The following is a 24,978-nucleotide window of genomic DNA, read 5'->3' as shown; positions in this document are numbered from 1 at the left end:
AAATCAGGTCCGTGCACCGGACTGGCGATAGCGATCCAGCGCCACCGCGCCGATGATCACAATGCCCTTGATGATGTACTGCCAGATATCCGATACACCCAGCAGCACCAGGCCGTTGGTGAGCACCGCGATAATCAGCGCTCCGATCAGCGTGCCGCCGATGGTGCCGACGCCGCCGGTAAAACTGGTGCCGCCAAGAATCACCGCAGCAATCGCGTCCAGCTCATAGGATTGCCCCAGTTGCAGGCCATTGGCGGCGAACAGGCGTGAGGCGCTCATCACCGCGCCCAGCCCGGCCAGTGCGCCGGACATGGCGTAGACGAACAGCAGCACTTTCCATACCTTGATCCCCGACAGCCGCGCTGCCTCGGGGTTGCCGCCCACCGAGTAGATCTGCACGCCCATGACGGTGCGGCGCAGAATGAACCACGACAGCGCCACCACCGCGACGGCAATGATCACCAGCCACGGCACGCCCAGCACCGAGTCATTGCCGATAAATGCAAACGGCAGGTCGGGGTTGAACACGGTTTTGTCATCCGCCAACAACCGCGCCAGGCCGCGCATGGCGGTCAGTGCGCCCAGGGTGACGATAAACGGCGGCAGGCGCATGAAGGCGATCAGCCCGCCATTGACCAACCCCAGCAACAGACCGAAACCGATGCCGGCAGCGATCCCGAACATGCCGAATTGTGGCGACATCGAGGCCTGCAACGCGACCACGGCGGACGCCGCGAGAATCGCGCCGACGGACAAGTCGATGCCCGCCGTCAGAATCACAAAGGTCATGCCTGCCGCCAGCACCACATTCACCGAAGCCTGCTGGGTGATGATCGACAGGTTCTGCACGGTGAGGAAGTTTTCACTGGCCAGGGCAAACCCCACCAACAGCAATATCAGCACCGGCAGCATGCCGACCGTGCGCATCAGCTCGCGAACGCGCTCGGCCTTGCCGATAGGTGCGAGGGTCAATGTGTTGTTGTTTGAATCAGCCATGGGCAGCCACCTGATCGCCACCGGTGGCGAGGTCAATAATACGTTCCTGGGAAATGACGTGGCCGGATGCCCCGCCGACTTCGGCCACCAACTGGCCTTCGCGCATGATCAACACGCGGTCGCACGTGCCGATGATTTCCGGCAACTCACTGGAGATCACCACAATGCCAACGCCGGCCAGCGCCAGTTGATTGATGATGCGGTAGATCTCGGACTTGGAGCCGATGTCCACGCCCCGTGTTGGTTCATCGAGGATCAGCACATGCGGCTTGACCTCCAGCAGCCGCGCCAACAGCACTTTCTGCTGGTTGCCGCCGCTCAAGGCGCCGACATTGACCTTGCCCGACGCCACCCGGATCGACAGCGATTTGATCGCATCATTGGCGCGCTGCCAGCCGTGGCCGCGGTCCAGCACGCCGCCTGTGTGCGCGTCCGGCACACAGGCGCAGACGTTGATGTTGTCGGCCACGCTCATGTCGAGGAACAGGCCCTGGGCCTTGCGGTCTTCGGTGAGGTACACCACGCCGGCGCGGATCGCATCAGCCGGGTTGCGCAGTTGGGTCACGGTCTTGCCCACTACTTCAAGTGTGCCGCTGGTGCGCGGGTCGGCAGCAAAGATCAGCCGCGCCAGCTCCGTGCGCCCTGCCCCGACCAGCCCGGCAATGCCCAATACCTCACCGGCATGCAGGTCGAAACTGCAGGTGCGCACGCGCTTGCCGTCGGCCATGTCACGCACGCGCATCACCACGTTGCCGGGGTTATAGGCGGCGTGTTCCTTCTTGTAGAACCCGGAAAGATCGCGGCCGACCATCATTTTTACCAGCACCTCGGCCGACAACGCTTCGCGCGTCAGCTCGCCGATGTACTGGCCGTCGCGCAGCACCGAAACCCGGTCCGACAACTCGTAGATCTCGGCCATGCGGTGGCTGATGTAGATAATCGCCAGGCCCTGGCTGCGCAGCTGTTTGATCAAGGCAAACAGGCGGTCGGTCTCACGCGATGACAGCGGCGTGGTCGGCTCGTCCATCACCAGGATCCTGGCGTGGGCATGCAGGGCGCGGGCGATTTCCACCAGTTGGCGCTCGGCAATCGACAGGCTGCTCACCGGTGTGGTGGGTTTGAACTCGGCGCCCAGGCGTTGCAGCACCTCGACGCAGCCGGCTTGCATGCCCTTGCGGTCGATGGTCCAGCCGCGCCGCAGTTCGCGGCCCAGGTAGATGTTCTCGGCCACGCTCAGGTTGGGGCACAGGCTCAGTTCCTGGTAGATCACGGCGATGCCGAGGGTCTTGGCGGTGGCGGGGTCGAAGGTGGCGACGGGCTGGCCGTCGATGCGGATTTCACCGCCGGGATCGGCCTGGTAGGCGCCGGAGAGGATTTTCATCAGGGTGGATTTGCCGGCCCCGTTCTCCCCCATCAACGCGTGGATTTCACCGGGGTAGACTTTCAGGCCGACATTCTTGAGCACGCGCAAACCGTTGAAGGTTTTGCTGATGCCCTGCATCTCAAGCAAGGGTTCAAGGCTCATGGATGAGCTCCTGGCATTATTATTTTTGTAGTCGAGTGCTGCCGACTCTAGTCCAGTTACATTTCCTTACGCAAGCGCTTGCGTGCGCCGTTTATCGATTGATTAAACGTTTCACCAAGTGCACAAGCGCGAATTGCGCATGCTGGCGCGGTGCATGAAATGAAATTTATACGCCAGCGGAATAAAACTCCGCGCCCGTCCGTTCTGCCAGCAGTCATTGGAAGAAATCAGGATGCGTCATGACCTCCAACGCAAGCGTTGTCGTTTACATCTGGTATCCCCACGGGGCTGATGTTGGCCATGCCGCGATGTACATCGGCGACCCGGTGATCGGCAAGATGATCGAAGTGCGATACGACCGTTACCGCAACGACGGCGAACGTGATCGCGACCGCGCCTTTATCGAGCAATTCAACACCAGCTACGTCAGCTGGTGGCCCGAAGGCAGAGCCGCCTTGACCGGCAAGCAGCGCCAGGAGCTGTTCGGGCTTCGGTAGGTTTCCTGGTGCCGGTGCCTGACCCGCTCGTTCGTGGGAGCTGGCTTGCCTGCGATGGCATCAACCGTGTGGGCCTGATGGACCGAGGCGCCTGCATCGCAGGCAAGCCAGCTCCCACAGACAAGCAAAAGCACTGCGGTGTTGGCAGTTGAACTCGGTCGACTTGTGGGAGCGGGCTTGCTCGCGAAGGCGGTGGGTCAGTCAACTCATGTGTAGCTGAACCACCGCCTTCGCGAGCAAGCCCGCTCCCACATTTGGATCGCAGTGCATCAGATAGAGGTGCGTTGCTGTGCTGTTGATCCGCTTTTGCTTCAACCACTCAGGTCGGCTTTCAGGCCGCCGTGCTCTGCTGTTGATCTTGATCTGATCGACACGTTGAAGATCGACATCGCGTTTATTCGCGAAGTCACCACCAACCCGCAAGACGCGGCCATCACCCGCACGATCATTGAACTGGCCCATAGCCTGAGCCTGCAAGTGGTCGCCGAAGGTGTCGAAACCCAGGATCAGCTGGCATTTTTGAAGGCCGCCGGCTGTGATCAGATTCAAGGGTACTTGTTCAGCCGGCCATTGCCCGCCATCACGCTGGAACGCCTGCTACTGGAGCGACTGCCGAGGCTCTGAAATCTCTTCGCGCAAACACTCGATCAGCCCGCGGTGTGTCGCACTCAATCGCCCCGCGCCACTGACCAGCGCCAGCTCCGAAGGCGCCACCGGCGGCAGTTGCGTGCAAATTCGATGGCTGGCCAGCACGGCGCTGTTGGGCAGGATGCTGACGCCCAGCCCGGACGTCACCGCCGCCTGGATGCCAGTCAGGCTATGGCTGCCGAACGCCACGCGCCAACTGCGTCGAGCCTTGTCCAGAGTGCGGATGGCGCGTTGGCGGTAGATACAGCCTTGTGGGAATAATGCCAGCGGCAAGGTCTCGGCCTGCAGGTCCTGGCCCGCGCCGCACACCCACACCAGCGGCTCCGGCCAACTGGCATGGCACTCGCCGCTGCCGGGCTCGCGCTTGATCAGCGCGATGTCGATCTCGCCGCTTTCCAACTGGCGACGCAGGTCGGTGCTCATGCCGCTGACCGTTTCCAGCCGCGCTTCAGGGTAAGTGCGCACAAACCCCGAGAGCATCGAGGCCATGCGCGTGGCGTCAAAATCTTCGGGTACACCCAGGCGCACCGGCACCACGCTGGCCTCGGTACTCAGCGCCTCGCGGGCTTCGCGCGACAAATTCAGCAGCCGGCGCGCGTAGTGGGTCAGCAACTCGCCGTGCTCGGTGGGGCTGACCTGCTGGCCGGAGCGGTCACGCACCAACAGCACCTGGCCGGCGCTTTCTTCAAGCTTGCGAATCTGCTGACTGACCGTGGATTGAGTGCGGTGCACGCGCTCCGCGGCGCGGGTAAAACTGCCTTCGTCCACCACGCAGACCAGGGTGTGCAGCAGTTCGAGATCAAACATGGCGGCGACCTTCATATCGGATATTCAACTGTGTAGCAGAGGTTAATTTAATTTCCAACTGACCGCCACGTTTCCTATGCTGCCAGGGTCACTCACTTTCCGCACAGGTGCCCCATGCCCCTTGAGAACACCCCTCGCCCGCTCTGGTTGACCTTTGACTGCTACGGCACGCTGATCCAGTGGGATGAAGGCCTGCGCGCCGCGATCGATAAAATCCTCGACGAAAAAGGTGATCATCAGGTCGACCGGGATACCTTGCTCAGCGCCTACGACCATCACGAACACACCCTGGAACAGACGCCACCGCATCGCAGCTTTCGCACGCTGGCAGGCTTGAGCATGCAGTTGGCGCTGAACGCGCTGGGATTGCCGGCCAATGAGCACGACGGCACCCTCCTCACCGACAGCATCAGCGCGATGCCGCCGTTTCCTGAAGTCGTAGGGACACTCCAGCAGCTTAAAGCGATGGGGTTCAAGTTGTGCATTGTCTCCAATACCGACGATGACGTGATTGCCGGCAATGTTGCGCAGTTGGGCGGCGCGATTGATCGAGTGATCACTGCGCAGCAGGCAGGCGCCTACAAGCCCGATCGACGTCTGTTCGACTACGCCCATGAGCAGTTGGGCGTGAACCTCGACCAGGTCGTGCATATCTGCGCCAGCCCGCACCTGGACCACGCGGCCGCGCGGAATATCGGCTTTCGGTGTGTATGGATCGACCGTGGCACCGGCCGCCAGTTGCTGGCGGACTACACGCCTGATGCGATTTTGCCGACGCTTGACCGCGTGCCTGAGCTGTTCAAGGCCGTGGGGTGGTGAGGCCTATCAAAATCACCTGACGCGCCGCGATCCAACGGTGGGAGCGGGCTTGCCCGCGACTGCGCAGTGTCATTCACTGAATCGGTCGGCTGATACGCCCTCTTCGCAAGCAAGCCCGCTGCCACATTGGGGCGTGTACAGGCAGCACTTTATGGGTCCAGCACCCCGCCGCTGTAGCTGTCGGATAGACGCGCGCCCGTAAATTTGGCGACGACCGAACCTTGCGCCACCAGGCGCTCGCGGTGGCGGGTCACCATGCGCCCGGCTTGCGCGGCGTGCAGGGTCACCTCCGACGTCGGCTCACCGGGCCTTGCGATGATCCGAGCGAAACGCTGGCCTTCCTCGACCTTATCGCCGAGTGCTTTTTCGAACACCAGTACACCGGCACAGGGCGCCAGAAGGGTCTCCATGCAGCCCATGTCCACCACTTCTCCCTGCCATTCGTTGATGGCCGCCACTTCATCGATCACGCCATTGATGCATAGCCACGCCCATAAGCCATCGGCGTCTTGCCGCGCCAGCGCATCGCTGACATCAGCCTGGCCGCGCAATTCGACAGTCGCCGCCAACTGTGGCGCCGCGTGGTTGATGAGGGTTTCTTCAAAGGAGCCATCCCCGCCGTCATCCCAGACGATCACCACGTCCACCTGCAACGCCGCCGCCAGCGCCAGGCCTTGCTCCGGCCAGAAACGCCGATGGATGTAGAGGTAAGGCAGCGCCTCATCATCGGTGTGCAGGTCCAGCACCAGGTCGGCGTCGGCGGCTAACTGCACCAGGCTCTTTTGCCACTGCGCCAGGTTGGTCGCCGGGCGCTCCATGGCCAGTGAGTGATCGAAAGCGCGGTTGAAGTTCTGCCCGGTGGCGTCGTGAAAGCGCCCCAGCAGCCGGCCCTGACGAAATTGGCCGATGCCGAACGGGTTCGCCTGGGGCACAACAGTAACAGTGCCGCGCAGCCGCCCTTGAGCCTGGCAGGCCTGCAAACGCGGGAGCAACTGGTGCAGCACCAGCATCCCGGCGATTTCATCGGCGTGCACGCCCGCCTGCAAGTGCACCCTGGGCCCGCTGCCGTCGCCTTCGAAACGCCAGGCGCCGATGTGCAGCGGGTTGCCTGCATCGCCCTGAACCTGCCACGAAAGGTCGCTTGCCATGCCTTGCCCTCCTCTCATCATTTAATCGCTAGAGATTGAACACGTGTTCAACTAACCTGAGCGCTCTGGTCATCAATACAAGGCACTCCCGTGACTGTCGACCCTCCCAAACTGCGCCGTGCCGACCCCGACGAACGCCGGGACTTGCTGATCGCCGCCACACTCACCAGCCTCGCACGCGACGGTCACGCAGGCATTTCCGTGCGCCGGATCGCGGCCCAGGCCGGGGTTTCCGTAGGCCTGCTCAACCATCATTTCGGCAGCATCGATGCGCTGATCGCCGAGACCTACCACAAGCTGGCCAGTGAGCTGACCAGTGCCCTCTGGGCGCAAGTCGAGCAGGCCGAAGGCGCCGCCGCACGGCTGGATGCGTTTCTCAGCGCGTCCTTTTCGCCACGGGTGATGGACCCCGACCTGCTCGGCGTGTGGGTGGTGTTCTGGAGCCTGATCCGCCACTCGCCCCATGTGAACCAGTCCCACGAAAACAGCTACCGCGCCTACCTGGCGCTGATCCAGCAACTGCTCGACGACCTGGCCCGCAGCGAAAACCTGGTGATCCACGACAGCCACCTGGCTGCCATCGGCCTATCGGCGATGCTTGACGGGCTCTGGCTCGAGGGGTGCCTCAACCCCGGCACGTTCAGCCCCGCCAACGGCTTGCACATCTGCCGCTGCTGGGTACAGGGGTTGCGTCACGGCGCATTCGGCGCCGACCATGTCCTGTGATTCAGGGTGGCGCGCGCTGAGCATCGCCAAGGTGCCGCTGAGCGCAATCAGCACCGCACCGATGATCAGCGACACATCCATCGACGTGCCCCAGATCAGGCTCGACAACACAAACGCCCAGATCAACCCGGTGTACTCGAACGGCGCGAGCAAGGTCGCGGTGGCGCGGCGGAAACTCGCAAACAGCAGGAATTGGCCAACCCCGCCGACCAGCCCTGCCGCCAGCATGCCCAGCCACGCGGGTGTCGGCGCCGGGGTGTGGGTCCACGGCAAGGTCACGCCCATGCACACCACAAACACCGCATTGGTGATCAGCATCTGCTCGAGCACCGAGGTAGTCGGGTCGACCTGGCGCAGCTGGATATAAGTGAACGCCCAGCACAAGGCGGCCGCCAGGGTCAGCGCGATGGGCAGCGGGTCAACCATGTGGCTGGGACGACAGGCAATCACCACGCCGACGAAGCCGATGAGCAGCGAAACCCATTGGCCACGGCTGGCGCGCTCCTTGAGGATCAGCGCTGCGAGCAGCGTGACCATGATCGGAGCGGAGAAATACAGGGTGGTCATTTCCGCCAGGGTCAGGTCTTTGGCGGCGGTGTAATACAGCACCCACGCCAGCAATGACAGCAGGCCGCGAATGATCAGCAGCTGGCGACTGGCCGAAGTCCACGCCCGGCGCAACAGGCCCATGCGCCCGGCGATCACACACGCCCCCACCACCACCAGGCTACGCCAGAACAGAATGCTGAATACCGAATAATCGGCCACCAGCCATTTGATCACGGCGTCCTGCAACGCCAGGAACGCGTAGGCCAATGAGCACAAGGCGATGCCTTGCAGCGCGCGGTTCTGCTTCATCCTGCCGACCTGCGCAGCGGCGTGCCGCGCCGTTCGGCGATGGCGTAGACGCCTTCGATGAGGAAGGTCAGGCACAGGTAGACACCGGCCACCAGCAGCAGCGGTTGATGAATCTGCAAGGTCTGCGCGCGTACCACGTTGGCCGCACCCAGCAGGTCGACCACGGCAATCGTCGAAGCAAGCGCGGTGGACTTGAGCAACATCACCGTCTCCCCGGCCAGGGTCGGCAGCAGCAGCCGCATCGCGCGTGGCAACCGCACCCGCAGCAACGCCTGGCGCGTGGTCATGCCAAAGGCAGACGCGGCCTCCATCTCGCCCTTGGGCACGGCCAACAGGCCGCCGCGGATCACTTCGCCCACATAAGCGCCCACCGACAGCACCAGGGCGAACACGATGTACCAATAGCCGTCGCGCAGAAACGGCCACAGGAAACTGCTGCGCACCATCGGGAACTGGGCAAACAGGCTGCCCAGCCCGTAGTAAAAAATGTAGATCTGGATCAACAGCGGTGTGCCCCGCAGCACGCTGGTGTACGCCAGCGCACCCCGGGCCAGCCACTTGCGCTTGGACAAGCGCGCCAACGCCACCAGCACCGCCAGGGCAAAGCCGAGCACTGCCGAGATCGCCAGCAGCGACAAAGTCGTCTGCAACCCCTTGGCGATCAGCCCCGCGTAATAGCTTATCCACTCAGGCATGGCGACTCACTCGACAACCGGCATCCAGCGACGAATACGTCGCTCCAGGCGCCCGGACAGGTAGTTGGAAGCCAGCGTCACCAGGTAATACAAGGCGGCGGCCGTGAGGTAGAACAGCAAATACTGACGGGTGGAACCGGCCGCCTGCTTGGCCGTGTACAGCAGCTCGTTGGTGCCGACCACGCTGATCAAGGCGCTGTCCTTGATCAGGTTGATCCACAGGTTGGACATGCCGGCCAAGGCGTACGGCGCCATGATCGGCAAGGTCACCCGGCGGAACAGGCCAAACCCGCTCAGGCCAAACGCCCGCGCCGCCTCGATCTGGCCGTGGGGAATGGCCAGGATGGCCGCGCGGAATATCTCCGAGGCATAGGCGCCCTGCACCAGCCCCAGCACCAGGATCGCCACCAGCGGGCCGCTGATGTTTACCTGTTCGAAACCCAGCCACAGCATCAGCGCGTTCAGGCCCATGGAACCTGCGTAGTACAGCAGCAGAATCAGCAGCAGTTCCGGCACCGCACGAAACACGGTGGTGTAACCGCGCATCAGCTGTGCAACCGGGCGTGGCGCGCTGAGCTTGGCGCAGGCCACCACCAGGCCGATCAGCAATCCCACCGCGAAGGCGCCGGCGGAGATTTGCAGGGTCATCCATAACCCGTTGAGCAGCGCGTTGCCCCACCCTTGTTCGCCAAAGCTGAGAAGGTCGAGCATCTTATTCGGTCTTCTGCGCGATGGGCGGGTACGGGCTGTCGCAGGTCTTGCTCACAAACGCCGGGGTCTCGCCGCGTTTGCACGGGCTGACCGACAGGCCGAAGTAATGCTGGGACAGGTCGTCATAGTCCTTGCTCACCAGCAGCTCGCCGATCGCCTTGTCGAGACGGGCCTTGAGCGCGGTGTCTTCCTTGCGCAAGCCGGCACCCACGCCACGGTCGATGATCGGGTCGTAGGGCACGCTGGCGATATGCGCCAGGCCGCTGGCTTCGGGGGTCTTGACCATCATCGCGATGGCCGTGTCGTCGGCCATCATGTAGTCGATGCGTCCGGCGATCAGGTCGGCGTTGGCCGATTCCTGAGTGTCGTAGTACTTAAGGTCGGCGATGTTCTCGTAATACTTTTTCAGGTAATTGGCGCTGACGGTGGAGATCTGCACGCCGATCAGCTTGCCCTTGAGGCCTTCAGGCGTGATATCCACCGTCGCGCCCTTGGGCCCTGCCACGCCCAGCAGCGAATCGTAGTAGGCACGGCTGAAGGCGATCTGTTTTTCACGCTCATCGGTAACCGACATCGAGGAGAAAATCACGTCGATTTTCTTCGCCAGCAGCGACGGGATGATGCCATCCCAGGCCACTTCCTTGATCTGGCACTCGGTTTTCATGCCTTCACAGAGCTTGTGGATCAGGTCCACTTCAAAGCCGGACCACTCACCGTTGCCGCCTTTGACGGTAAACGGTGGATAGGGTTCTGCCGCCACCGCGAACACGATGGGTTTCTCTGCGGCCTGGATAAACCCGGCGGCCACCATCAACACTGCACTGCTCAACCACGTTGCCATGCGTCTGGTTTTCATGATTTGCCCCGTCTTTTTTGGCGTTAGCGAGTTTGATGCGCGTTGACGAACTGTCGGCAACGTTCACTGCGTGGGTCGACAAACACCGAGTCCGGCGAGCCGGTTTCCTCGATCATGCCTTGGTGCAGAAAAGCCACTTTGGAGGACACATCCCGGGCGAAGGCCATTTCATGGGTGACCAGGATCATGGTGCGGCCTTCTTCGGCCAGCGAGCGGATAACGCGCAGCACTTCGCCCACCAGTTCCGGGTCGAGGGCCGAGGTGGGTTCGTCAAACAGCATGACTTTGGGGCGCATGGCCAACGCGCGGGCAATCGCCACGCGTTGTTGCTGGCCACCCGAAAGAAACGCCGGGTATTCGTTGCGCTTGGCGGCAAGGCCGACGCGGTCGAGCAAGGCTTCGGCGCGCTCGATGGCCTCGGCGCGGCTTTCGCGCAGCACTTGGATGGGCGCCTCAATGAGGTTTTCCAGCACTGTGCGATGGGGCCACAGGTTGAAGTTCTGGAACACCATGCCCAAGGTCGAGCGGATGCGCACCAGTTGCTTGGCATCGGCAACCAGTGGCGCGCCGGGAAGACCGTAATTCAATTTGATGCTTTCGCCATCGACATGAATGCTGCCCTGGTCGGGCACCTCGAGCATGTTGATGCAGCGCAGCAAGGTGCTCTTGCCCGAGCCGCTGGCGCCGATCAGCGAGATCACCTCGCCTTCGTGGGCCGTGAGGGAAATACCTTTGAGCACCTCGATATTGCCGAAGCGCTTATGCAGGTCGACGACTTCGATCATCGTTCTGGCTTGCGCCGGCTGCGCCACTTCGGGGGTCGGCGCGGCGGCGATACGCGGTTCAGCGACCCGCCTGGCGACAAACCCGGCAATGCGTCGGCAGGCCTCGGCCAGGCGTTCTTCACCCAGGGTGAAGGACAAGCGCACAAACCCTTGCGCGGGCTCACCAAAGGCGGCGGCATCGAGCACCGACACGCCCGCCTCGCGGAACAGCCGCCAGGCAAAATCCAATGACCCCAAGCCCGTGCCGCGCACGTCCACCAGCACAAACATGCCGGCTTGCGGTGCCTGCACCTTGATGCCCGGGCAGGCACTGAGGCCTGCCACCACCAGGTCGCGGCGGCGGCGGTAGATTTCGCGCATGCCCACCGTCACCTCGTCATGGGCCAACACCGCCGCCGTGGCGGCTTCCATCACAAAGCCCGGCAAGCCATAGAGCATGCTCAGCACCAGGGTTTCGGCGTGCGCGATCATCTGCGGTGCGGCGATGATCCAACCGATCCGCCAGCCGGTCATGGCGTGGGATTTGGACAAACTGCCGATCACGATGCAGCGCTCGGCCATGCCCGGCAACGCGGCAAGGCTGTGGTATTCGCCGTCGAACACCAGGCTTTCGTAGACCTCATCGACCACCACCCACAGGTCGTGGGCGATGGCCAGATCGGCAATGGCTTGCAGCTCTTGCGGGTTCAGCACCACACCCGTGGGGTTGTTCGGGTTGGAGAAAAACAGCGCCCGGGTCCGAGGCGTGATCGCAGCGCCGAGCCGTTGCGCATCCAGGCGAAACCCGGACTCCGGCGAACACGGCACGCGTGTAAGCGTGGCGCCGCTGGCCTTGAGCGTGGCTTCGTAAGTGACGTACATCGGGTCGAGCACCAGCACTTCATCACCGGCCTGCAGCAGGCACAGCGAACTGATGAACAACGCGTTCTGCGCGCCGGGCACGATGATGACGTTTTCCGCGCTCAACGGGCGGGACAAGGTCTTGCTGTAGCGCGCGGCAATCGCGTTGCGCAACGCTGTACGGCCGGGGATTTCGGTGTAGTGAGTGTCGCCCTCGCGCAAGGCGCTGACGGCGGCGTCGGTGATGAATGACGGGGTGGCGAAGTCAGGGTCGCCGACGCTGAGAATGATGACGTCTTCGCCCTGGCTTGCGGCGTTGAACGCGGCGTGATGGATGTCCCAGGCGGCGACGCCCTGCCCTGCAATTCGTTCAACGAAGGGGGAAAACCGCATGCCAGAGCCTCTCGTTCAAGAAGAAAGCGCGAACCCGTGCAGGTGCAAACGGGTGGATGCGGTCAACATAGTGCAAACTGAACAGTCGTTCAATGGGTAGGTTCAGGCGGGTGTCGTTTATCGGTTAAAGAGGTCGCGAATGAAGTGACCGGGTGTAGGTCGCCCAGTATTAGGCCGGTTCAAATGCAGCTCAGCGCGTGTTCAAACCCATGCGGGTACTGGCGTTGCCCAGCCGCACACCGCTGCCGTATGGGATCGCCGCGGGGGCGACAGCGACGAGCAGGAACAGCGAGGGCAACACCGTCAAGCGCAGGCAGGCAGGTCCGAAAGGGGTCAATGTGCATTCATCAAGTCACAGCGATAGTCCTGCAGCTCACCGGCCGACCCCAGGTTCAGTTCGGTCAACGCCAGGTGCGTGGTCAGCAATACCAGGCTGCCATCGGCGCGCGGTGTCATCAGCAGACTGTACTGGCTCATCGCGTCGCCCTGCGCCTCGACGTACTCACGCAGCAGGGCCAGCGGGTCCAGCGTATCGGCGTCCGCCGCCGTCAGCGTGCGGGCGCTGTAGGTGTGCCCCTTCAGGCGCGTCGGCAGCACCTGCCACTGCGCGGTGAGGTCGTTACTGTGCCGGTTCAGCGCGGCAAACACCTCCGGGCGCAGGCAGGCGATGTGCACGTGCAACTGGTTTTGCGAGCGGCCGTAACGTGAGTTGATCGCCACCGAGAGAAACGCGTCCGGAACCGGCTGTTGCAAGCCGTCGGACAACACACTGCGATGCCGCCAGGCCTGGGCAAAGTAATGCGGCAGCAACTGTCGACCCAGCGCGGGGTCTTCAATGCCGGTGACCTTATCGACCGGAATCAACACATCATGCAGCGGGCCATTGCGGTCTTTGAACAGCGTATAGCCACGGTCCAGGTCCACCGCCAGGCACGGGCTGGGGTTTTGCTGCTGTTGCTGATGGGGCACGCATTGCTGGCTGACGATATGCCATAAAGCATTAGGGTTGCCCCGCCACTGCCAGGCGCCGACCAGCGCAAGCACACACAGCAAACCACCAGCGATCTTGAATACGGTACCGCGCTTCATGCAAAAAACCTCAACGTACGGGGATGTCAGTTATTTTTCTCGCTGACCTCCCTGTCGCTAGGGCTAACGTTTAGCTGGGGCCATAAATTCCGGACCAATCGGATCTTTTATCGTGCTGGCGAGAATACGGTCGATATGTGTCAAGTCGTCGGCGCTCAGGTGCCAGCCGAATGCCTCGTCGAAGCCCTTCAACTGCTCCGGCCGACGGGCACCCCACAGCGCGATCGTCGGCCCCTGGTCCAAGACCCAACGCAGTGCCAGGGCCAGTACGGATTTGCCATGGCATTCGCGGGCATACACGTCCAGTGCCGCCACCGCCGCCAGGTACTGCTCGAAACGCGGCGCCCTGAACTTGGGGTCGAGATTGCGCACGTCGTCGCCCGCAAAGCGGGTGGCCGAATGCATATTGCCGGCCAGCAACCCTCGGCACAGCGGGCCATAAGCCAACACCACCAGCGAGTGTCGCTTGGCGTACGGCAGGATGTCGCTGTCAATGGCGCGCTCGAACACGTTGTACGGCGGTTGCACCGTGGCCAGGGCCGTGTGACGACTGAACTCGTCCAACTGCGCACTCGAGTAGTTGCTCACGCCCACCGCCAGGATCTTGCCTTCACGGCGCAGGCGCTCCAGCGCCTCGGCGGTTTCCTGCTGGGCCACCAGCGGGTCGGGCCAGTGCACCTGATACAGGTCGATGTAGTCGGTCTCCAGGCGTCGCAATGAATCCTCGACCTCTTTGCGAATGCGCTCGGCCGTGGCATTGCGGCGTGGGGTGCCGTCTTCCCATTGCAGCCCGGCTTTGGTGGCGATGACTGCCGAGTGACGTACGCCGCGCAAGGCTTTGCCGATCAGCTCCTCGGACAGCCCAAAGCCATACACCGGGGCGGTGTCGATCAGGTTGATGCCGCAGTTCAAGGCATGCCGCAGGGTCCTGGTCGACTGTTCGTCATCCGCGCCGCCCCACAAGTGTCCGCCCATGGACCAGGTGCCAAGGGCAATCCGCGAGACCGGCTTGTCTATGCCAGAAATCCGGATGGTCTCGATGCGCATAAAAAAATACCCCTGCCCACAACATTGCTTAGAAAAGCAATTACTCTAGATCATCCGAGGTTGAATAGGGCTCAACGCCGCATGCAACCGAACTCCCATAAAAGAGGCTTGAAATGGCTGCTTTCAATCGTTCCGAACTGGCCGACCTGAATGTGTTCATGGCGATCATCCGCCGTCGCAGTTTCCGCCATGCCGCCCACGAACTGGGGGTGACCACGTCGGCGTTGAGCCACACCATGCGCAACCTGGAAACCCGCCTTGGGGTCAAGTTGCTGTACCGCACCAGCCGCGCCGTGGAGCCCACCGACGCCGGCACCCTGCTCGCCGAAAAGCTCAGCCTGGGTTTTGCCACCATCCAGGACGGCCTCGACACCCTCGAGCTGTACCGTGAAGCGCCGATTGGCCGCCTGCGTCTCAATGTGCCCAGGGATGCCGCGGTGCTGCTGTTGGCGCCGATCCTCGGCGACTTCGCCACCGCCTACCCGCAACTGCGCCTGGACCTGATCGTGCAGGACGCGATGATCGACATCATTGCCGAAGGCTACGACGCCGGTATCCGGTATGGCGCGACCGTGCCACAAGACATGGTCGCAGTGCCGCTGACCGGCCCGTTGCGCTGGATCGTGGTCGCCTCCCCTGCCTACCTCGCACGTCACGGGACGCCACAGGTTCCCAAAGACCTGCTGCAACACGCGTGCATCCGCATGTACCTGGGAGACAAGACCACTTACAAATGGGAACTGGGCAACGGCCCGCGTCAACAGCGCATCGACGTGCCTGGCCATTTCAGCGCAGCCGACACTGAAACCATCGTCAATGCCGCGCTGCAAGGTGTGGGCATTGCCTACTGCCTGTCCAACCGTGTGCAACAGGAGCTGGCCGACGGCCGTCTGGTGGAAGTGATGCCCGACTGGGCCTGCCTGGGCGAACCGTTGTGCATGTACTACGCCAGCCGCCGGCAATCGCAGCCAGGGTTGCGCCAGTTGATGGACATGATTCGGCTGAACACCATCGGCTCGCAGTTAATGCAAAGGCCTTGAGCCTGTAAGGGATGTCAGCCGTTGATGTAGTCGAACGGACACCCCTGGCATCTGAGCATGAAGGCTGACATCAGGGGTAAAGATTATCGCCGCCAGGCGACGGAATCGCTGCACGCACTACTGCCACAAGGGGAGGCCACGCCACTGTGCCGTGGCGTATTCCCTGCCCAGGTGACAGACTTTATGACCCGTATTTCCAACCCTCACGCTGCGCACGTGCAGCCAACGCAGGTTCCTGACAGCAGCGTTGCGCCGCCCAGGCTCACCTCTGAGCCCAGCGCGCCCATTCAGCCAGACATCGAAGGCACCCGGGCCCACGGTGATCGCGAGCTGGCGGCTCAATACGGCGCTGCACTGCGCGGCGCAACCGGCGTGACCGCCCGCGACGCTGACCAGAAAATCTGGCCCATCCCCGCGCATTCAACCTTTGGCCAGTGGTGGGCGCAGCTGGCAAACGCCTTGCGATCACCGGACGTGGCCCAGTGGATCCATGACAAGGGCATAGACAGCCACTCGATCAGCCTCAACCCGGCGTCGGGGCGGATTCACTTCACGCTCAAGCGCTACCTGGATCCCGCCCAGACGCTGCACACGCTCGGGCTGGACGACAGAGACTGGGGCGCCATCAGCGGCCCGGTGCTCCAGGCGGCACGTGTCATCGCCGCCGGCCAGGCAGATGCGACCTTCACCCTGCCGGGCGCTACAAACGAGCACATCGCGCCCTTGGCGCTGGTGGGCAACTTTTATAAAGAGCCGCCCCACCTTTCGGGCTCAGCGCTAACACAGCGCGCCGACGTACTCAGCCGCGAGCGCCGCTTCGCCAGGCTCGACCCCGTGGTTTTTTCCGACGTGGTGGAATCGCGCAGCGAAGGTGCCCTGCAAAGCCAGAAATCCGTCGTCGACGATACGCACGCGCAGCACCAGGCCGCAGCGTCGTTACGGTACTTGTCAGCGCAGTTGAAAGACGGCACGCGATCAAATGCCGACATCGCCGATGAGTTACAGGAAAACACCATTCAACTGGGCACCCACAGCACTTACCGCAGCGATCACACGCAGGCGTGGGCCGAGGTCAGCCTCAAGCGGTTCCTGGAAGATAACGGCTGGGATGTGCCGACCAGCCGCGAAGCCATGGACAACCTTGCCCAAGCAATCACCACGCCACCGCCCAATACCCCCACCCACGGGAACCTTGGCGGTGCGCTGAGCTGGCCGCAACCCCTGGATCAGCGCAACCAGCGACTGTTGAGCAGCGGCCTGTACGCAGGCGCCTTTGGCGACATTGATGTGCGCCCGTTTAACAATGTCCTGGAGTACTTGCTCGACAACAGGCCCCTCACGCCCTCAGCGCTGAGCCAGCCGCGACGCTTAGTCGACGAGTTGCTCAACACGCCCAGAGGCACGGCACTGGGCGAGGCCATCCAGGCCAGCTTCGAGGCACGGTCAATCAAGGGCAGTGCCACCGATTGGCTACTGGCGGCATTGAACGTGGAGCGTGTCAGGGTGGACGATCCGTTTGGCGCTGTGCGGCCAGACACGCCACTGAGCATTGAAGGTTACACGCTGTTCTGCGCCGAAAACGCCGGCAAGTCCGCGTCTACGATCATCAGCGAGATGGAAGAACACCTGGTGGCCACCGGGCGAGCGTCCTCCCCGGCCACCGCTTGCGTGCTGACTCACCTTTTGCTTGCCAGCCGGGCGCCGGCGCTTCTGGTCAAGGACATCCCCGATCAGGTGGCCGTGGGCACCCACAGCTGGGTCAGCTTTGCCACGGCGGTCGCGCGCATCGAGGCAAAATCGCCAGGGGCAACGGCGACGATGAGCTATGCGCGCGTCATGCTGGAGGGCAGCATTGCACCCGTGACCGATGACGAGCGCCGCATTGAATACGCCGCCCAGCATGAAGCGATCAAGGACTGGGCCGTTGGCAATGGCCTGCACTACCCGACCACCGATGCAGCCATGGCCCTGGTGCGTCAGCGATTCAGTGCCCAGGTCAATGAGTTGAGAGAGGCTGCCCAAACGCAGATCGGCGAGATGCCGACCACAAAAGCGCTGGCGCTGGCACAACTGAAACTCGCTTTGCCGGCGATGGACCCGAACCTGTTCGAAGAAAAATGCATCACCTCGCAGCCCGCCAGCAGGCACTTCCCGGGGCCTTATTCGCTGCTGGATCTGTTTATCGACGGCAGAGCCCTGCTCGGCGCGCCCGACTCGTCCGATGATTGGGGCCGGGCCGGCCGCGCGGCTGCCAGCGCGGTGACGTTGGGCAACGTCGCTTTGCCCACGGATGGCGCGCCGGGGGCTTGGGTAGCGTCCTCGCATGCGATCAACATCAACGCCGCTCTGGCGACGCTTAAAGACCTGCCGCGTCCGCAGGATGCGTTTGATGAAGCGTTTGGGGCTTACGCCAGCCGGGTAAAAAAGACCACCACTGCGCAACTCAAGCACTTGATCGCCAAGCTGCCGCTGGAAGACCGGCAAAACCTGGAATTCGGCAAAATAAGCGTGCGCAAGGAAATTGAATACAGCCGAGACGATCGCCGCGTTGCAGAAGGCGTTCTACTGGTCGAGACCCAGCGCAATGGCAAGGCCATGACCTATGCAGTCGACCGCCTCAAGGGCACGGTGACCCGGCGGCCGGGCCAGACCTACAAAGCGTACCCACCCGCCGGCGGTTGGTATCCGTCACCCGGCAAACGCTACGATGCCGTAAAGCCTGCGGGTGAATACTCATCGGCCCTGCTGGATGAGCGCAAAGGTGCGCACACCGTGCCTGATAGCTTCGCCAGTGACCGAACCCGGTACATGGCCGATGCGCTGATCGAAGACATCAACCTGCCCGCTGTGCACCGCAGCGCCAGAGGCGTGACGACGTTCGACACTGAAGTACCGACCTATAAGGTGGTTGAGGACGTAGCGCTGAATCTGATCCCGTTCAGGTCAGCCATCAAGCATTTCATCGACGGCAACGTGAAGGACGGTGTCGTGGATCTGGCCTTCGATATCTTTGGTTTCGCGGTGGGCCTGGGGGCTGCGGCCAAGGGCACGAAAGGCGCATTTGCCGGCGCGTCGGCCATCTCCAGGCTCGGCCAGACGTTCAAGATTGTCGGGCGTGCGGCGGTCGGCTCGCTCAACCCCCTGAGCGGGGTGGATGACCTGGCGCGCGGAGTCGCCAACGGCGTCCGCAGCTTAGCCGGCGCCAGCTATAAGGGCCTCAAGCACCTGCGCGGGTCTTACCGCAGTGTCAACCTGCTTGAGTTGGCGAAAAAGCCCGATATCGCGCAAGGCACCTTCAGGGCCTCCCACCGCGCGCAAAGCACCCCAGCGCTGGCCACATTCGATGAGGCGACCCAACAGTGGTATGCCGTTAATCCGCGCACCCAACAGGCGTACGGCAAACCGCTGGAAAACTTTGTCGTCGACAGCCCCAACTCAAACGACGCCAGCAGCCTGCACGCCCTCGGCGGCGATGACCTGGTAAAGATCGCCGATCGGCAACAGGGTCTGGCGGCAAACGGCACGTTCAAGGTCGGTCAACACACTGTTGAAGGTCATGCCGTGCTGTTCCAGGGTCACTGGCACCAATACGACGCGGTAAAAAAATACCCCTTTGGCCCCCGGCTCAAAGACTTCACGCCCAAGCGCCTGGCGGCCAGTGGCGAGACCCGGACACTGGACGCCAACCTGCGCGGTTATGAAGCCAGACACATCGCCCCGCACGCGCTGTCGACCAAGGGCTTGCAGGGCAACGTGTACGTAGGCCGCAGTAAAAAAGAATATGTAAAGGTCGACGGAACACTTTATGAGTCACGCTTGAAGGATGGCCAGCGATTCATCCGGCACCCCAATGGCACGGGGCCAGACATCGCCATCAGGGACCTCGGTGTGTCCGGCTGGGAACCCACCTCCAGGTCCGCCCGGCTGCTGGGTGGCGCTCATGACACACCCACGCCCTGGAAGTTTGGCGACAGCACTTACGTGGTCCCGATGGATGACATCGACGTCGTCGAACATGCAGCCACGCCGTTCAGGCTCAATCACAAAGGCGCCGAACACAGCGTCATCTTCGACAGTTCGGCCGGCGCGTGGAAACTGACCCCGCTCGCCACCGGTATCGATGACACGCCCGCGAAGTATTTCTGGCGAAGTGCCAAGGGCAAGTGGCAACGGGGAACGCTTGATGAGTTCAGCAAAGCTAAAAAGGCCGACGCGCATCAGTACACCTTTATTGATGTCTCACCGCCGTCGGTGCTGAAGCTGCCAAACGAGGTGAAACCGCTGCCCAAGGCGCTGCACTACTTTTGGGCCGGCCAGGAAATACCGTCGCACCTGGCCGACAACATCGCCAGGAACGCCACTCAGGCGCCCGGTTATACCTCCATTCTTCACGTCGATGCAGACAGCCCGGCGGTGTTTCAACGCATAAAAAACACGCTGGAGAGCAAGGTGCCCGGCGTGAAGATCGTGAACCTGCATGAGGACGAAGTCTTCAAGCAGCTCAGGCGCGGCGAAATGTACGACTACTTTCGGCAGGGGCAAGGCAAAAACCTGGCGGCCGCCTCGGACGTTGCGCGTTATCCCATCATGAACAAGCACGGCGGTGTGTACCTGGACACCGATGACGTCATTCAAAAAAACATCGGCACCGACGCATTGCTCGCCGGCGCTGACGATGTTCTGCTCGGCGCGCCGGTCGTGCATAGCCTGACCGACTACACGCCGTTCTATAACACCAGTAACTTCGCGACACGCCCTGGCAACCCGGTCATCGAGGCGATGATCACGCAGATGAACCAACGTTTTAAAGCCAACAAGGCGTACTTCGCGGCCAACCGCCCCACTGCCACGAAATCCGCCAATGGCCGGGTGCACTACACACCCGAATTCAGCGCTTATGAACGCAAGATATTCGAGACCGCAGGCCCGAATCTGTTCAATGACATCCTCAAGTCGAAACGGCCCGACCTGTACGACCTGGGTTTGGATGGATTAGCCAAAGAGTCCAAGCTGGTCGACGGCAGCCTCGTCTCGTCCGGCCCTATCGTCGACATTGAAAACGACGTGCTTGGCGTCTACGCCAGCAAAGGGCTTGCGCCACCGGATCATCTGCGTGAGCAGATACAAAAAATCAAACACCACTACTACCCGCTTCGCTACCGGTTCAACATCAGGATCGGCGCCGATCATTCGTGGATCAACACCTGATCCAACAACTTTGAACCAGTACCGGGTCGTGGTCCTCCAACGGCTACAAACCACGGCCACGGTGCACGTTCGATGACTTTTATTCTTTGGTTGGCCGTACTCGGCGCGGTATTGCTGACCCTCGCCCTCACCTCCTCCTACCTGCGCTGGATGCCGGTGACAACCTCGGCAGTCTGCCTGTTGCTGGGCATCGCCATTGGCCCCCTGGGCATGGACCTGCTGCAGATGGACATCAAGGCTTCCGCACGCTGGATGGAGCACTTGACGGAAGTGGCGGTGCTGTTTTCGCTGTTCGTCAGCGGCTTGAAGCTGCGCCTGCCATTGCGGCATCGCACCTGGCGCATTGCGTTTGGCATGGCAGGCCCGGTGATGTTGCTGACTATCCTGGGCAGTGGCCTCGCGCTGCATTACCTGTTCGGGCTTTCCTGGGGCGTTTCGCTGCTGGTCGGTGCCATTCTTGCGCCGACCGACCCGGTGCTGGCCGGCCTGGTTCAGGTCAACAATGCGCAGGACTACGACGCGCTGCGTTTTGGCCTGTCGGGCGAGGCCGGCTTGAACGATGGCACGGCGTTTCCGTTTGTGATCTTTGCGCTGTTATTCATGCAGCATGGCGGCTTTGACGGTGACTGGCTGGGCGGCTGGGCCCTGAAAAACCTGCTGTGGGCCGTACCGGCCGGGTTGCTGATCGGCTACTGGATGGGCCGGGGCATCGGCCGCGTGACCTTGTGGATGCGCATCACCAATGAAGACAGCACCTTGTCGCCCAACGATTACCTGACGCTGGCGTTGATCGCCCTGGCCTACGTGGCGGCCGAGGCGGTGGGCGGCTACGGCTTTTTGTCGGTGTTCGCCGCCGGGCTCGGCTTGCGCCAGGCAGAGTTCAGGTCCACGGGCAATTCGCAGACGCCCTCCGAGCACTTGGCATTGCCGGTGGTGGGCCATCTGGAGGTGGAACCTGCACGCGCGCTCCAAGGTGATGTCAGTGAACTGCAAGACACACAGATCGCCGCCGGTGTGATGATGGGCGACATGCTGTCATTCGGCAGCCTGGTGGAACGCTCGATGGAGGTTTTCCTGGTGACGCTGCTGGGGATCATTCTGGTCAGTCATTGGGACTGGCGCGCACTGCCGGTGGCGGCGCTGTTGTTTTGCGTGATTCGGCCGGCGAGTGTGCTGGCCGTGCCCTGGGGCAGCCTGATCGACTATCGGCAGCGCGGCTTGATGGGCTGGTTCGGCATTCGCGGGATCGGCAGCATCTACTACCTGTTCTACGCGCTCAACCATGGGTTGATCGGCACCAGCAGTGCGGTGGCGGTGAACCTTACGGTGTCGGTGATCGCCTTGAGCATCGTCGTTCATGGCCTGAGTACCCAGCCGATGCTGGTCTGGTATGAACGACGTGCCAAGGTGAAAGCTCAAAAGATTGCAGCTCAGTCTTGATTTTCGGTATGACCTACATCGGCCGCGTCATCCAGATCGTTCAGCGGCACTTCTGCATCATCCATCAATGAACCCGGGTCTTCGTTGCCTGGGTCGTTGAGTTCTTCGTCGTCTTGTTCTGACATGACCGTCTCCTCTAACCGCCTTGGGTATCGATATCGGCATCCGTCTCAGGCTTGGCTTCGGGCTCAGGCTTGAAGTCGGGGCTGTAGTCGTTTTCCTTGGCTTTTGGATCGCTGGCAGGCTTGGGGTCTTTAGGCGCGTCGGCGCCAGTGCCGGGCGCCGGCTCTCCACCATCGATGGCCGGGTCGTTGCGGTTGCTGACTTGCGGATCGTTGCTTGTGTTCATGGGGTCACCTCTTCGCAGTTTCGGAAAACACATCCTGCGTAAAGGTAAGGTCCCGCGCAGGACGATGAAGTTCCGACGATTTAAGCAGCAGTGCTCAAGACACAGGGTTATCGATCTGGATGTAGAACGCGTAGACGCCCAGCAACAGCCAGAACACCATGAACAGCCACGGCGCGCGCATGGAAAACAGCAGCGACTTGCGATAGCCCTTGTGCGACGACTCGGTTTCGCAAAACAGCGGCGAATCGTCATAGGCCATGCCCATGACCGGCTCGCTGCGCAGCAATTCGCTTTGTTTGTAGTGCCAGTGGTCGATGATTTCGTACGCGGCACGGATCCCCGGCCAGGCATTCAGGGAACTGAGCACTCCCAGGGAGGCCAGGAACACCGGCACGATCAGGGTGAAAAACTTGCCCCATTCCGGGTTCAGGTTGCCCATGCCGGAGACAAAGGCGATGACCAGAAACGACTGCGCCGTCAGGTAGGCGTCGGTGCGGTTGGCCAGGATGGAGGTTTCGTACTGGATTTCGCGGCGATAGAAGTCAAGTCGGTCCTTGGGCGAACCAAAAATCTTGGCGTTGTGTTCACTGTGATCGTCCAGCGCTGCTTCGGGGGTGTTCGGGGAGATGATTCTGGGCACGACGGTGCTCCACAAGATTGCGAGTCTCGTTAGAAAAATCAGGGAGCGGTGAAGTTCAAGTTTGTTCATGCACCATTGTGGAACAGGCCCTGCACCCTTGTAGTGAGCGGGCTTGCCCCGTGTTGGCGTGCGCAGCGCGCCTGCTTTCCCTGGGGGCCGCTGCGCAGGCCAACGCGGGGCGAGGTGGCTCGCCACAGCACGCCCGCTGCCACCATCAGCCCGCTCGCCGCAGGATTAAATCAACACAATCCCCGGTTCCGGCACACGCATTGCTTTATCCATTCATCTGCCCGGATTCAGGAGCATTCGTTACCCCCCGACCCAGAGCCGACCCCATAAGAAAGTAAGGACCAGGCCCGTTGGCACGATCAGCCACGGGCTCATAAAAAAATGCGTTTTTTAAAGCGGCAGTGCCACCCAAGCACCCCTGGGCACTGACAAGGTACTGGAATGGCTCGATCTTTCTTTGATGAAATGAATGACGCACATGGCGTGTGCCGTGCGCACTATCAGGATTTCTCCCGCTGGCTGGCCAACACGCCGCCGGAACTGCTGGCGCAAAGGCGCCGCGAAGCCGATTTGCTGTTCCACCGCGCCGGGATCACCTTCACCCTCTACGGCGACGAGCAGGACACCGAGCGCCTGATCCCCTTCGACATCATTCCCCGCAGCATCCCCGCCACTGAATGGAGCGTGATCGAACGCGGCTGTATCCAGCGCGTCAATGCGCTGAACATGTTCCTGGCCGACATCTATCACGACCAACGCATCATCAAGGCCGGGATCATTCCTGCCGAACAGGTGCTGGGCAACGAGGGTTATCAGAAGGCGATGGTCGGGCTGGACCTGCACCGCGACATTTATTCGCACATTTCCGGGGTTGACCTGGTGCGCGACGGCGACGGCACCTACTACGTGCTCGAAGACAACCTGCGCACCCCCAGCGGCGTGAGCTACATGCTCGAAGACCGCAAGATGATGATGCGCCTGTTCCCGGAAGTGTTCGCCAAGCAGCGCATAGCGCCGGTGGACCACTACCCCAACCTGCTGCTCAAGACCCTGAAAAGTTCCAGCCGCCTCGACAATCCCAACGTGGTGGTGCTGACCCCGGGCCGCTTCAACAGCGCCTTCTTCGAACACGCCTTCCTCGCCCGAGAAATGGGCGTGGAACTGGTCGAAGGCGCCGACCTGTTCGTGCACGACCTCAAGGTGTTCATGCGCACCACCGACGGGCCCAAGCCGGTGGATGTGATTTACCGGCGAATCGACGACGCCTTCCTCGACCCCAAGGCCTTCAATCCCGATTCGATGCTCGGCGTGCCGGGGCTGGTTGCCGCCTATTGCGCCGGCAATGTGGTGCTGGCCAATGCGATTGGCACCGGCGTGGCCGATGACAAGTCGATTTACCCGTACGTGCCGCAGATGATCCGTTTCTACCTGGATGAAGAGCCGATTCTGCAAAACGTGCCGACCTTCCAGTGCCGCAAGCCGGATGAACTGTCCCACGTGCTCGCCCACTTGCCGGAATTGGTGGTCAAGGAAACCCAGGGCTCGGGCGGCTACGGCATGCTGGTCGGCCCGGCCTCCACCGCCGCCGAAATCGAGGACTTCCGCCAACGCATCAAGGCACGTCCCCACGCCTACATCGCCCAACCGACCCTGAGCCTGTCCACCTGCCCCACCTTCGTCGAAAACGGCATTGCGCCGCGGCATATCGACCTGCGCCCGTTCGTGCTCTCGGGCAAGGAAACCCGCCTGGTGCCCGGCGGCCTGACCCGCGTGGCATTGAAGGAAGGCTCGTTGATCGTCAACTCGTCGCAAGGCGGCGGAACCAAGGACACCTGGGTGGTGGAGGGCTGAG

21 protein-coding genes and 2 pseudogenes are annotated in these 24,978 nt (G+C 62.1%); 8 read left to right on the top strand and 15 right to left on the bottom strand.

Annotation, left to right across the window (positions count from 1 at the left end):
* Nucleotides 1–3: 3 nt before the first annotated feature.
* Both AC19YS_RS15960 and AC19YS_RS15955 read right to left on the bottom strand, forming a co-directional pair.
* Nucleotides 4–996 carry an ABC transporter permease subunit gene (locus AC19YS_RS15960; RefSeq protein ID WP_106580384.1) on the bottom strand — a complete coding sequence of 331 codons (993 nt, stop codon included), beginning with the start codon at nt 994–996 and terminating at the stop codon, nt 4–6.
* Nucleotides 989–2,521, bottom strand: a complete 1,533-nt coding sequence (locus AC19YS_RS15955; protein WP_119740526.1) for a sugar ABC transporter ATP-binding protein — start codon at nt 2,519–2,521, stop codon at nt 989–991. The genes AC19YS_RS15960 and AC19YS_RS15955 overlap by 8 nt, the downstream gene beginning before the upstream one ends.
* 239 nt (nt 2,522–2,760) lie before the next feature.
* Between AC19YS_RS15955 and AC19YS_RS15950 the strand changes: the two genes are divergently transcribed.
* A complete protein-coding gene (locus tag AC19YS_RS15950; protein ID WP_500602219.1) occupies nt 2,761–3,018 on the top strand; it encodes a hypothetical protein in 258 nt (85 codons plus the stop codon).
* Nucleotides 3,019–3,384: 366 nt separating this feature from the next.
* Nucleotides 3,385–3,642 (top strand): annotated as a pseudogene (locus AC19YS_RS15945) (EAL domain-containing protein); the annotation flags it as partial.
* Here AC19YS_RS15945 and AC19YS_RS15940 read toward each other — a convergent pair.
* Nucleotides 3,616–4,473, bottom strand: coding sequence for a LysR family transcriptional regulator (locus tag AC19YS_RS15940; protein WP_448198354.1), 858 nt, complete (start codon nt 4,471–4,473; stop codon nt 3,616–3,618). The pseudogene AC19YS_RS15945 and the gene AC19YS_RS15940 sit on opposite strands and share 27 nt — an antisense overlap.
* Nucleotides 4,474–4,587: 114 nt before the next feature.
* Here AC19YS_RS15940 and AC19YS_RS15935 point away from each other — a divergent pair, with 114 nt between their 5' ends.
* Entirely contained in the window at nt 4,588–5,292 is a 705-nt protein-coding gene (locus tag AC19YS_RS15935) for a haloacid dehalogenase type II (protein WP_500602218.1), read from the top strand.
* Nucleotides 5,293–5,441: 149 nt separating this feature from the next.
* Here the strand turns inward: AC19YS_RS15935 and AC19YS_RS15930 are convergent, their stop codons facing one another.
* On the bottom strand, nt 5,442–6,440 hold the full coding sequence (locus AC19YS_RS15930) for a M14 family metallopeptidase (RefSeq protein WP_500602217.1): 999 nt from the start codon (nt 6,438–6,440) through the stop codon (nt 5,442–5,444).
* Between the two features lie 90 nt (nt 6,441–6,530).
* On the opposite strand from AC19YS_RS15930, the pseudogene AC19YS_RS15925 reads away from it, so the two are divergent.
* Nucleotides 6,531–7,070: pseudogene (locus AC19YS_RS15925) on the top strand (TetR/AcrR family transcriptional regulator); the annotation flags it as partial.
* Here AC19YS_RS15925 and AC19YS_RS15920 read toward each other — a convergent pair.
* From AC19YS_RS15920 to AC19YS_RS15885, 8 genes are all read right to left on the bottom strand, one after another.
* Nucleotides 7,026–8,024 (bottom strand): DMT family transporter, encoded by a 999-nt coding sequence (locus AC19YS_RS15920; RefSeq protein WP_500602216.1) that lies wholly within the window; start codon nt 8,022–8,024, stop codon nt 7,026–7,028. The pseudogene AC19YS_RS15925 and the gene AC19YS_RS15920 sit on opposite strands and share 45 nt — an antisense overlap.
* Nucleotides 8,021–8,719 carry an ABC transporter permease gene (locus AC19YS_RS15915; RefSeq protein WP_500602215.1) on the bottom strand — a complete coding sequence of 233 codons (699 nt, stop codon included), beginning with the start codon at nt 8,717–8,719 and terminating at the stop codon, nt 8,021–8,023. The genes AC19YS_RS15920 and AC19YS_RS15915 overlap by 4 nt, the downstream gene beginning before the upstream one ends.
* Before the next feature lie 6 nt (nt 8,720–8,725).
* Nucleotides 8,726–9,430 carry an ABC transporter permease gene (locus AC19YS_RS15910; RefSeq protein ID WP_500602214.1) on the bottom strand — a complete coding sequence of 235 codons (705 nt, stop codon included), beginning with the start codon at nt 9,428–9,430 and terminating at the stop codon, nt 8,726–8,728.
* 1 nt (nt 9,431) lies between these two features.
* Nucleotides 9,432–10,286 carry a transporter substrate-binding domain-containing protein gene (locus AC19YS_RS15905; protein WP_500602213.1) on the bottom strand — a complete coding sequence of 285 codons (855 nt, stop codon included), beginning with the start codon at nt 10,284–10,286 and terminating at the stop codon, nt 9,432–9,434.
* A 23-nt stretch (nt 10,287–10,309) separates the two neighbouring features.
* Entirely contained in the window at nt 10,310–12,304 is a 1,995-nt protein-coding gene (locus tag AC19YS_RS15900; protein WP_500602212.1) for an aminotransferase class I/II-fold pyridoxal phosphate-dependent enzyme, read from the bottom strand.
* A 190-nt stretch (nt 12,305–12,494) separates the two neighbouring features.
* On the bottom strand, nt 12,495–12,641 hold the full coding sequence (locus tag AC19YS_RS15895; protein WP_157986840.1) for a hypothetical protein: 147 nt from the start codon (nt 12,639–12,641) through the stop codon (nt 12,495–12,497).
* Nucleotides 12,638–13,393: a CDP-diacylglycerol diphosphatase gene (locus AC19YS_RS15890; protein ID WP_500602211.1), complete on the bottom strand. Its 756-nt coding sequence runs from the start codon at nt 13,391–13,393 to the stop codon at nt 12,638–12,640. Before AC19YS_RS15890 ends, AC19YS_RS15895 begins: the two co-directional genes overlap by 4 nt.
* Nucleotides 13,394–13,456: 63 nt before the next feature.
* Nucleotides 13,457–14,440: an aldo/keto reductase gene (locus AC19YS_RS15885; protein WP_106578131.1), complete on the bottom strand. Its 984-nt coding sequence runs from the start codon at nt 14,438–14,440 to the stop codon at nt 13,457–13,459.
* 113 nt (nt 14,441–14,553) lie between these two features.
* Here AC19YS_RS15885 and AC19YS_RS15880 point away from each other — a divergent pair, with 113 nt between their 5' ends.
* From AC19YS_RS15880 to AC19YS_RS15870, 3 genes are all read left to right on the top strand, one after another.
* Complete coding sequence (locus tag AC19YS_RS15880) at nt 14,554–15,480, top strand: LysR family transcriptional regulator (protein WP_119740546.1); 927 nt, start codon at nt 14,554–14,556, stop codon at nt 15,478–15,480.
* A gap of 183 nt (nt 15,481–15,663) precedes the next feature.
* A complete protein-coding gene (locus AC19YS_RS15875; RefSeq protein ID WP_500602210.1) occupies nt 15,664–20,688 on the top strand; it encodes a glycosyltransferase family 32 protein in 5,025 nt (1,674 codons plus the stop codon).
* A gap of 72 nt (nt 20,689–20,760) precedes the next feature.
* Nucleotides 20,761–22,128, top strand: a complete 1,368-nt coding sequence (locus tag AC19YS_RS15870) for a cation:proton antiporter (protein ID WP_119740550.1) — start codon at nt 20,761–20,763, stop codon at nt 22,126–22,128.
* Here the strand turns inward: AC19YS_RS15870 and AC19YS_RS15865 are convergent.
* From AC19YS_RS15865 to AC19YS_RS15855, 3 genes are all read right to left on the bottom strand, one after another.
* Nucleotides 22,119–22,253 carry a hypothetical protein gene (locus AC19YS_RS15865; protein ID WP_256586972.1) on the bottom strand — a complete coding sequence of 45 codons (135 nt, stop codon included), beginning with the start codon at nt 22,251–22,253 and terminating at the stop codon, nt 22,119–22,121. The genes AC19YS_RS15870 and AC19YS_RS15865 overlap by 10 nt on opposite strands.
* An 11-nt stretch (nt 22,254–22,264) precedes the next feature.
* On the bottom strand, nt 22,265–22,477 hold the full coding sequence (locus AC19YS_RS15860) for a hypothetical protein (protein ID WP_119740552.1): 213 nt from the start codon (nt 22,475–22,477) through the stop codon (nt 22,265–22,267).
* Nucleotides 22,478–22,571: 94 nt separating this feature from the next.
* The gene (locus AC19YS_RS15855) at nt 22,572–23,117 is read right to left on the bottom strand and encodes a hypothetical protein (RefSeq protein ID WP_106578126.1); all 546 of its coding nucleotides are present in this window, start codon (nt 23,115–23,117) and stop codon (nt 22,572–22,574) included.
* A gap of 450 nt (nt 23,118–23,567) precedes the next feature.
* Here AC19YS_RS15855 and AC19YS_RS15850 point away from each other — a divergent pair, with 450 nt between their 5' ends.
* Nucleotides 23,568–24,977, top strand: a complete 1,410-nt coding sequence (locus tag AC19YS_RS15850; RefSeq protein WP_106578125.1) for a circularly permuted type 2 ATP-grasp protein — start codon at nt 23,568–23,570, stop codon at nt 24,975–24,977.
* The last annotated feature ends 1 nt before the right edge of the window (nt 24,978 follow it).

The sequence above is a fragment of the Pseudomonas sp. MF08831 genome (genome assembly GCF_059862645.1).
The sequence above is the reverse complement of the archived record's forward strand: the minus strand, read 5'-3'. Positions and strand labels throughout refer to the sequence as shown.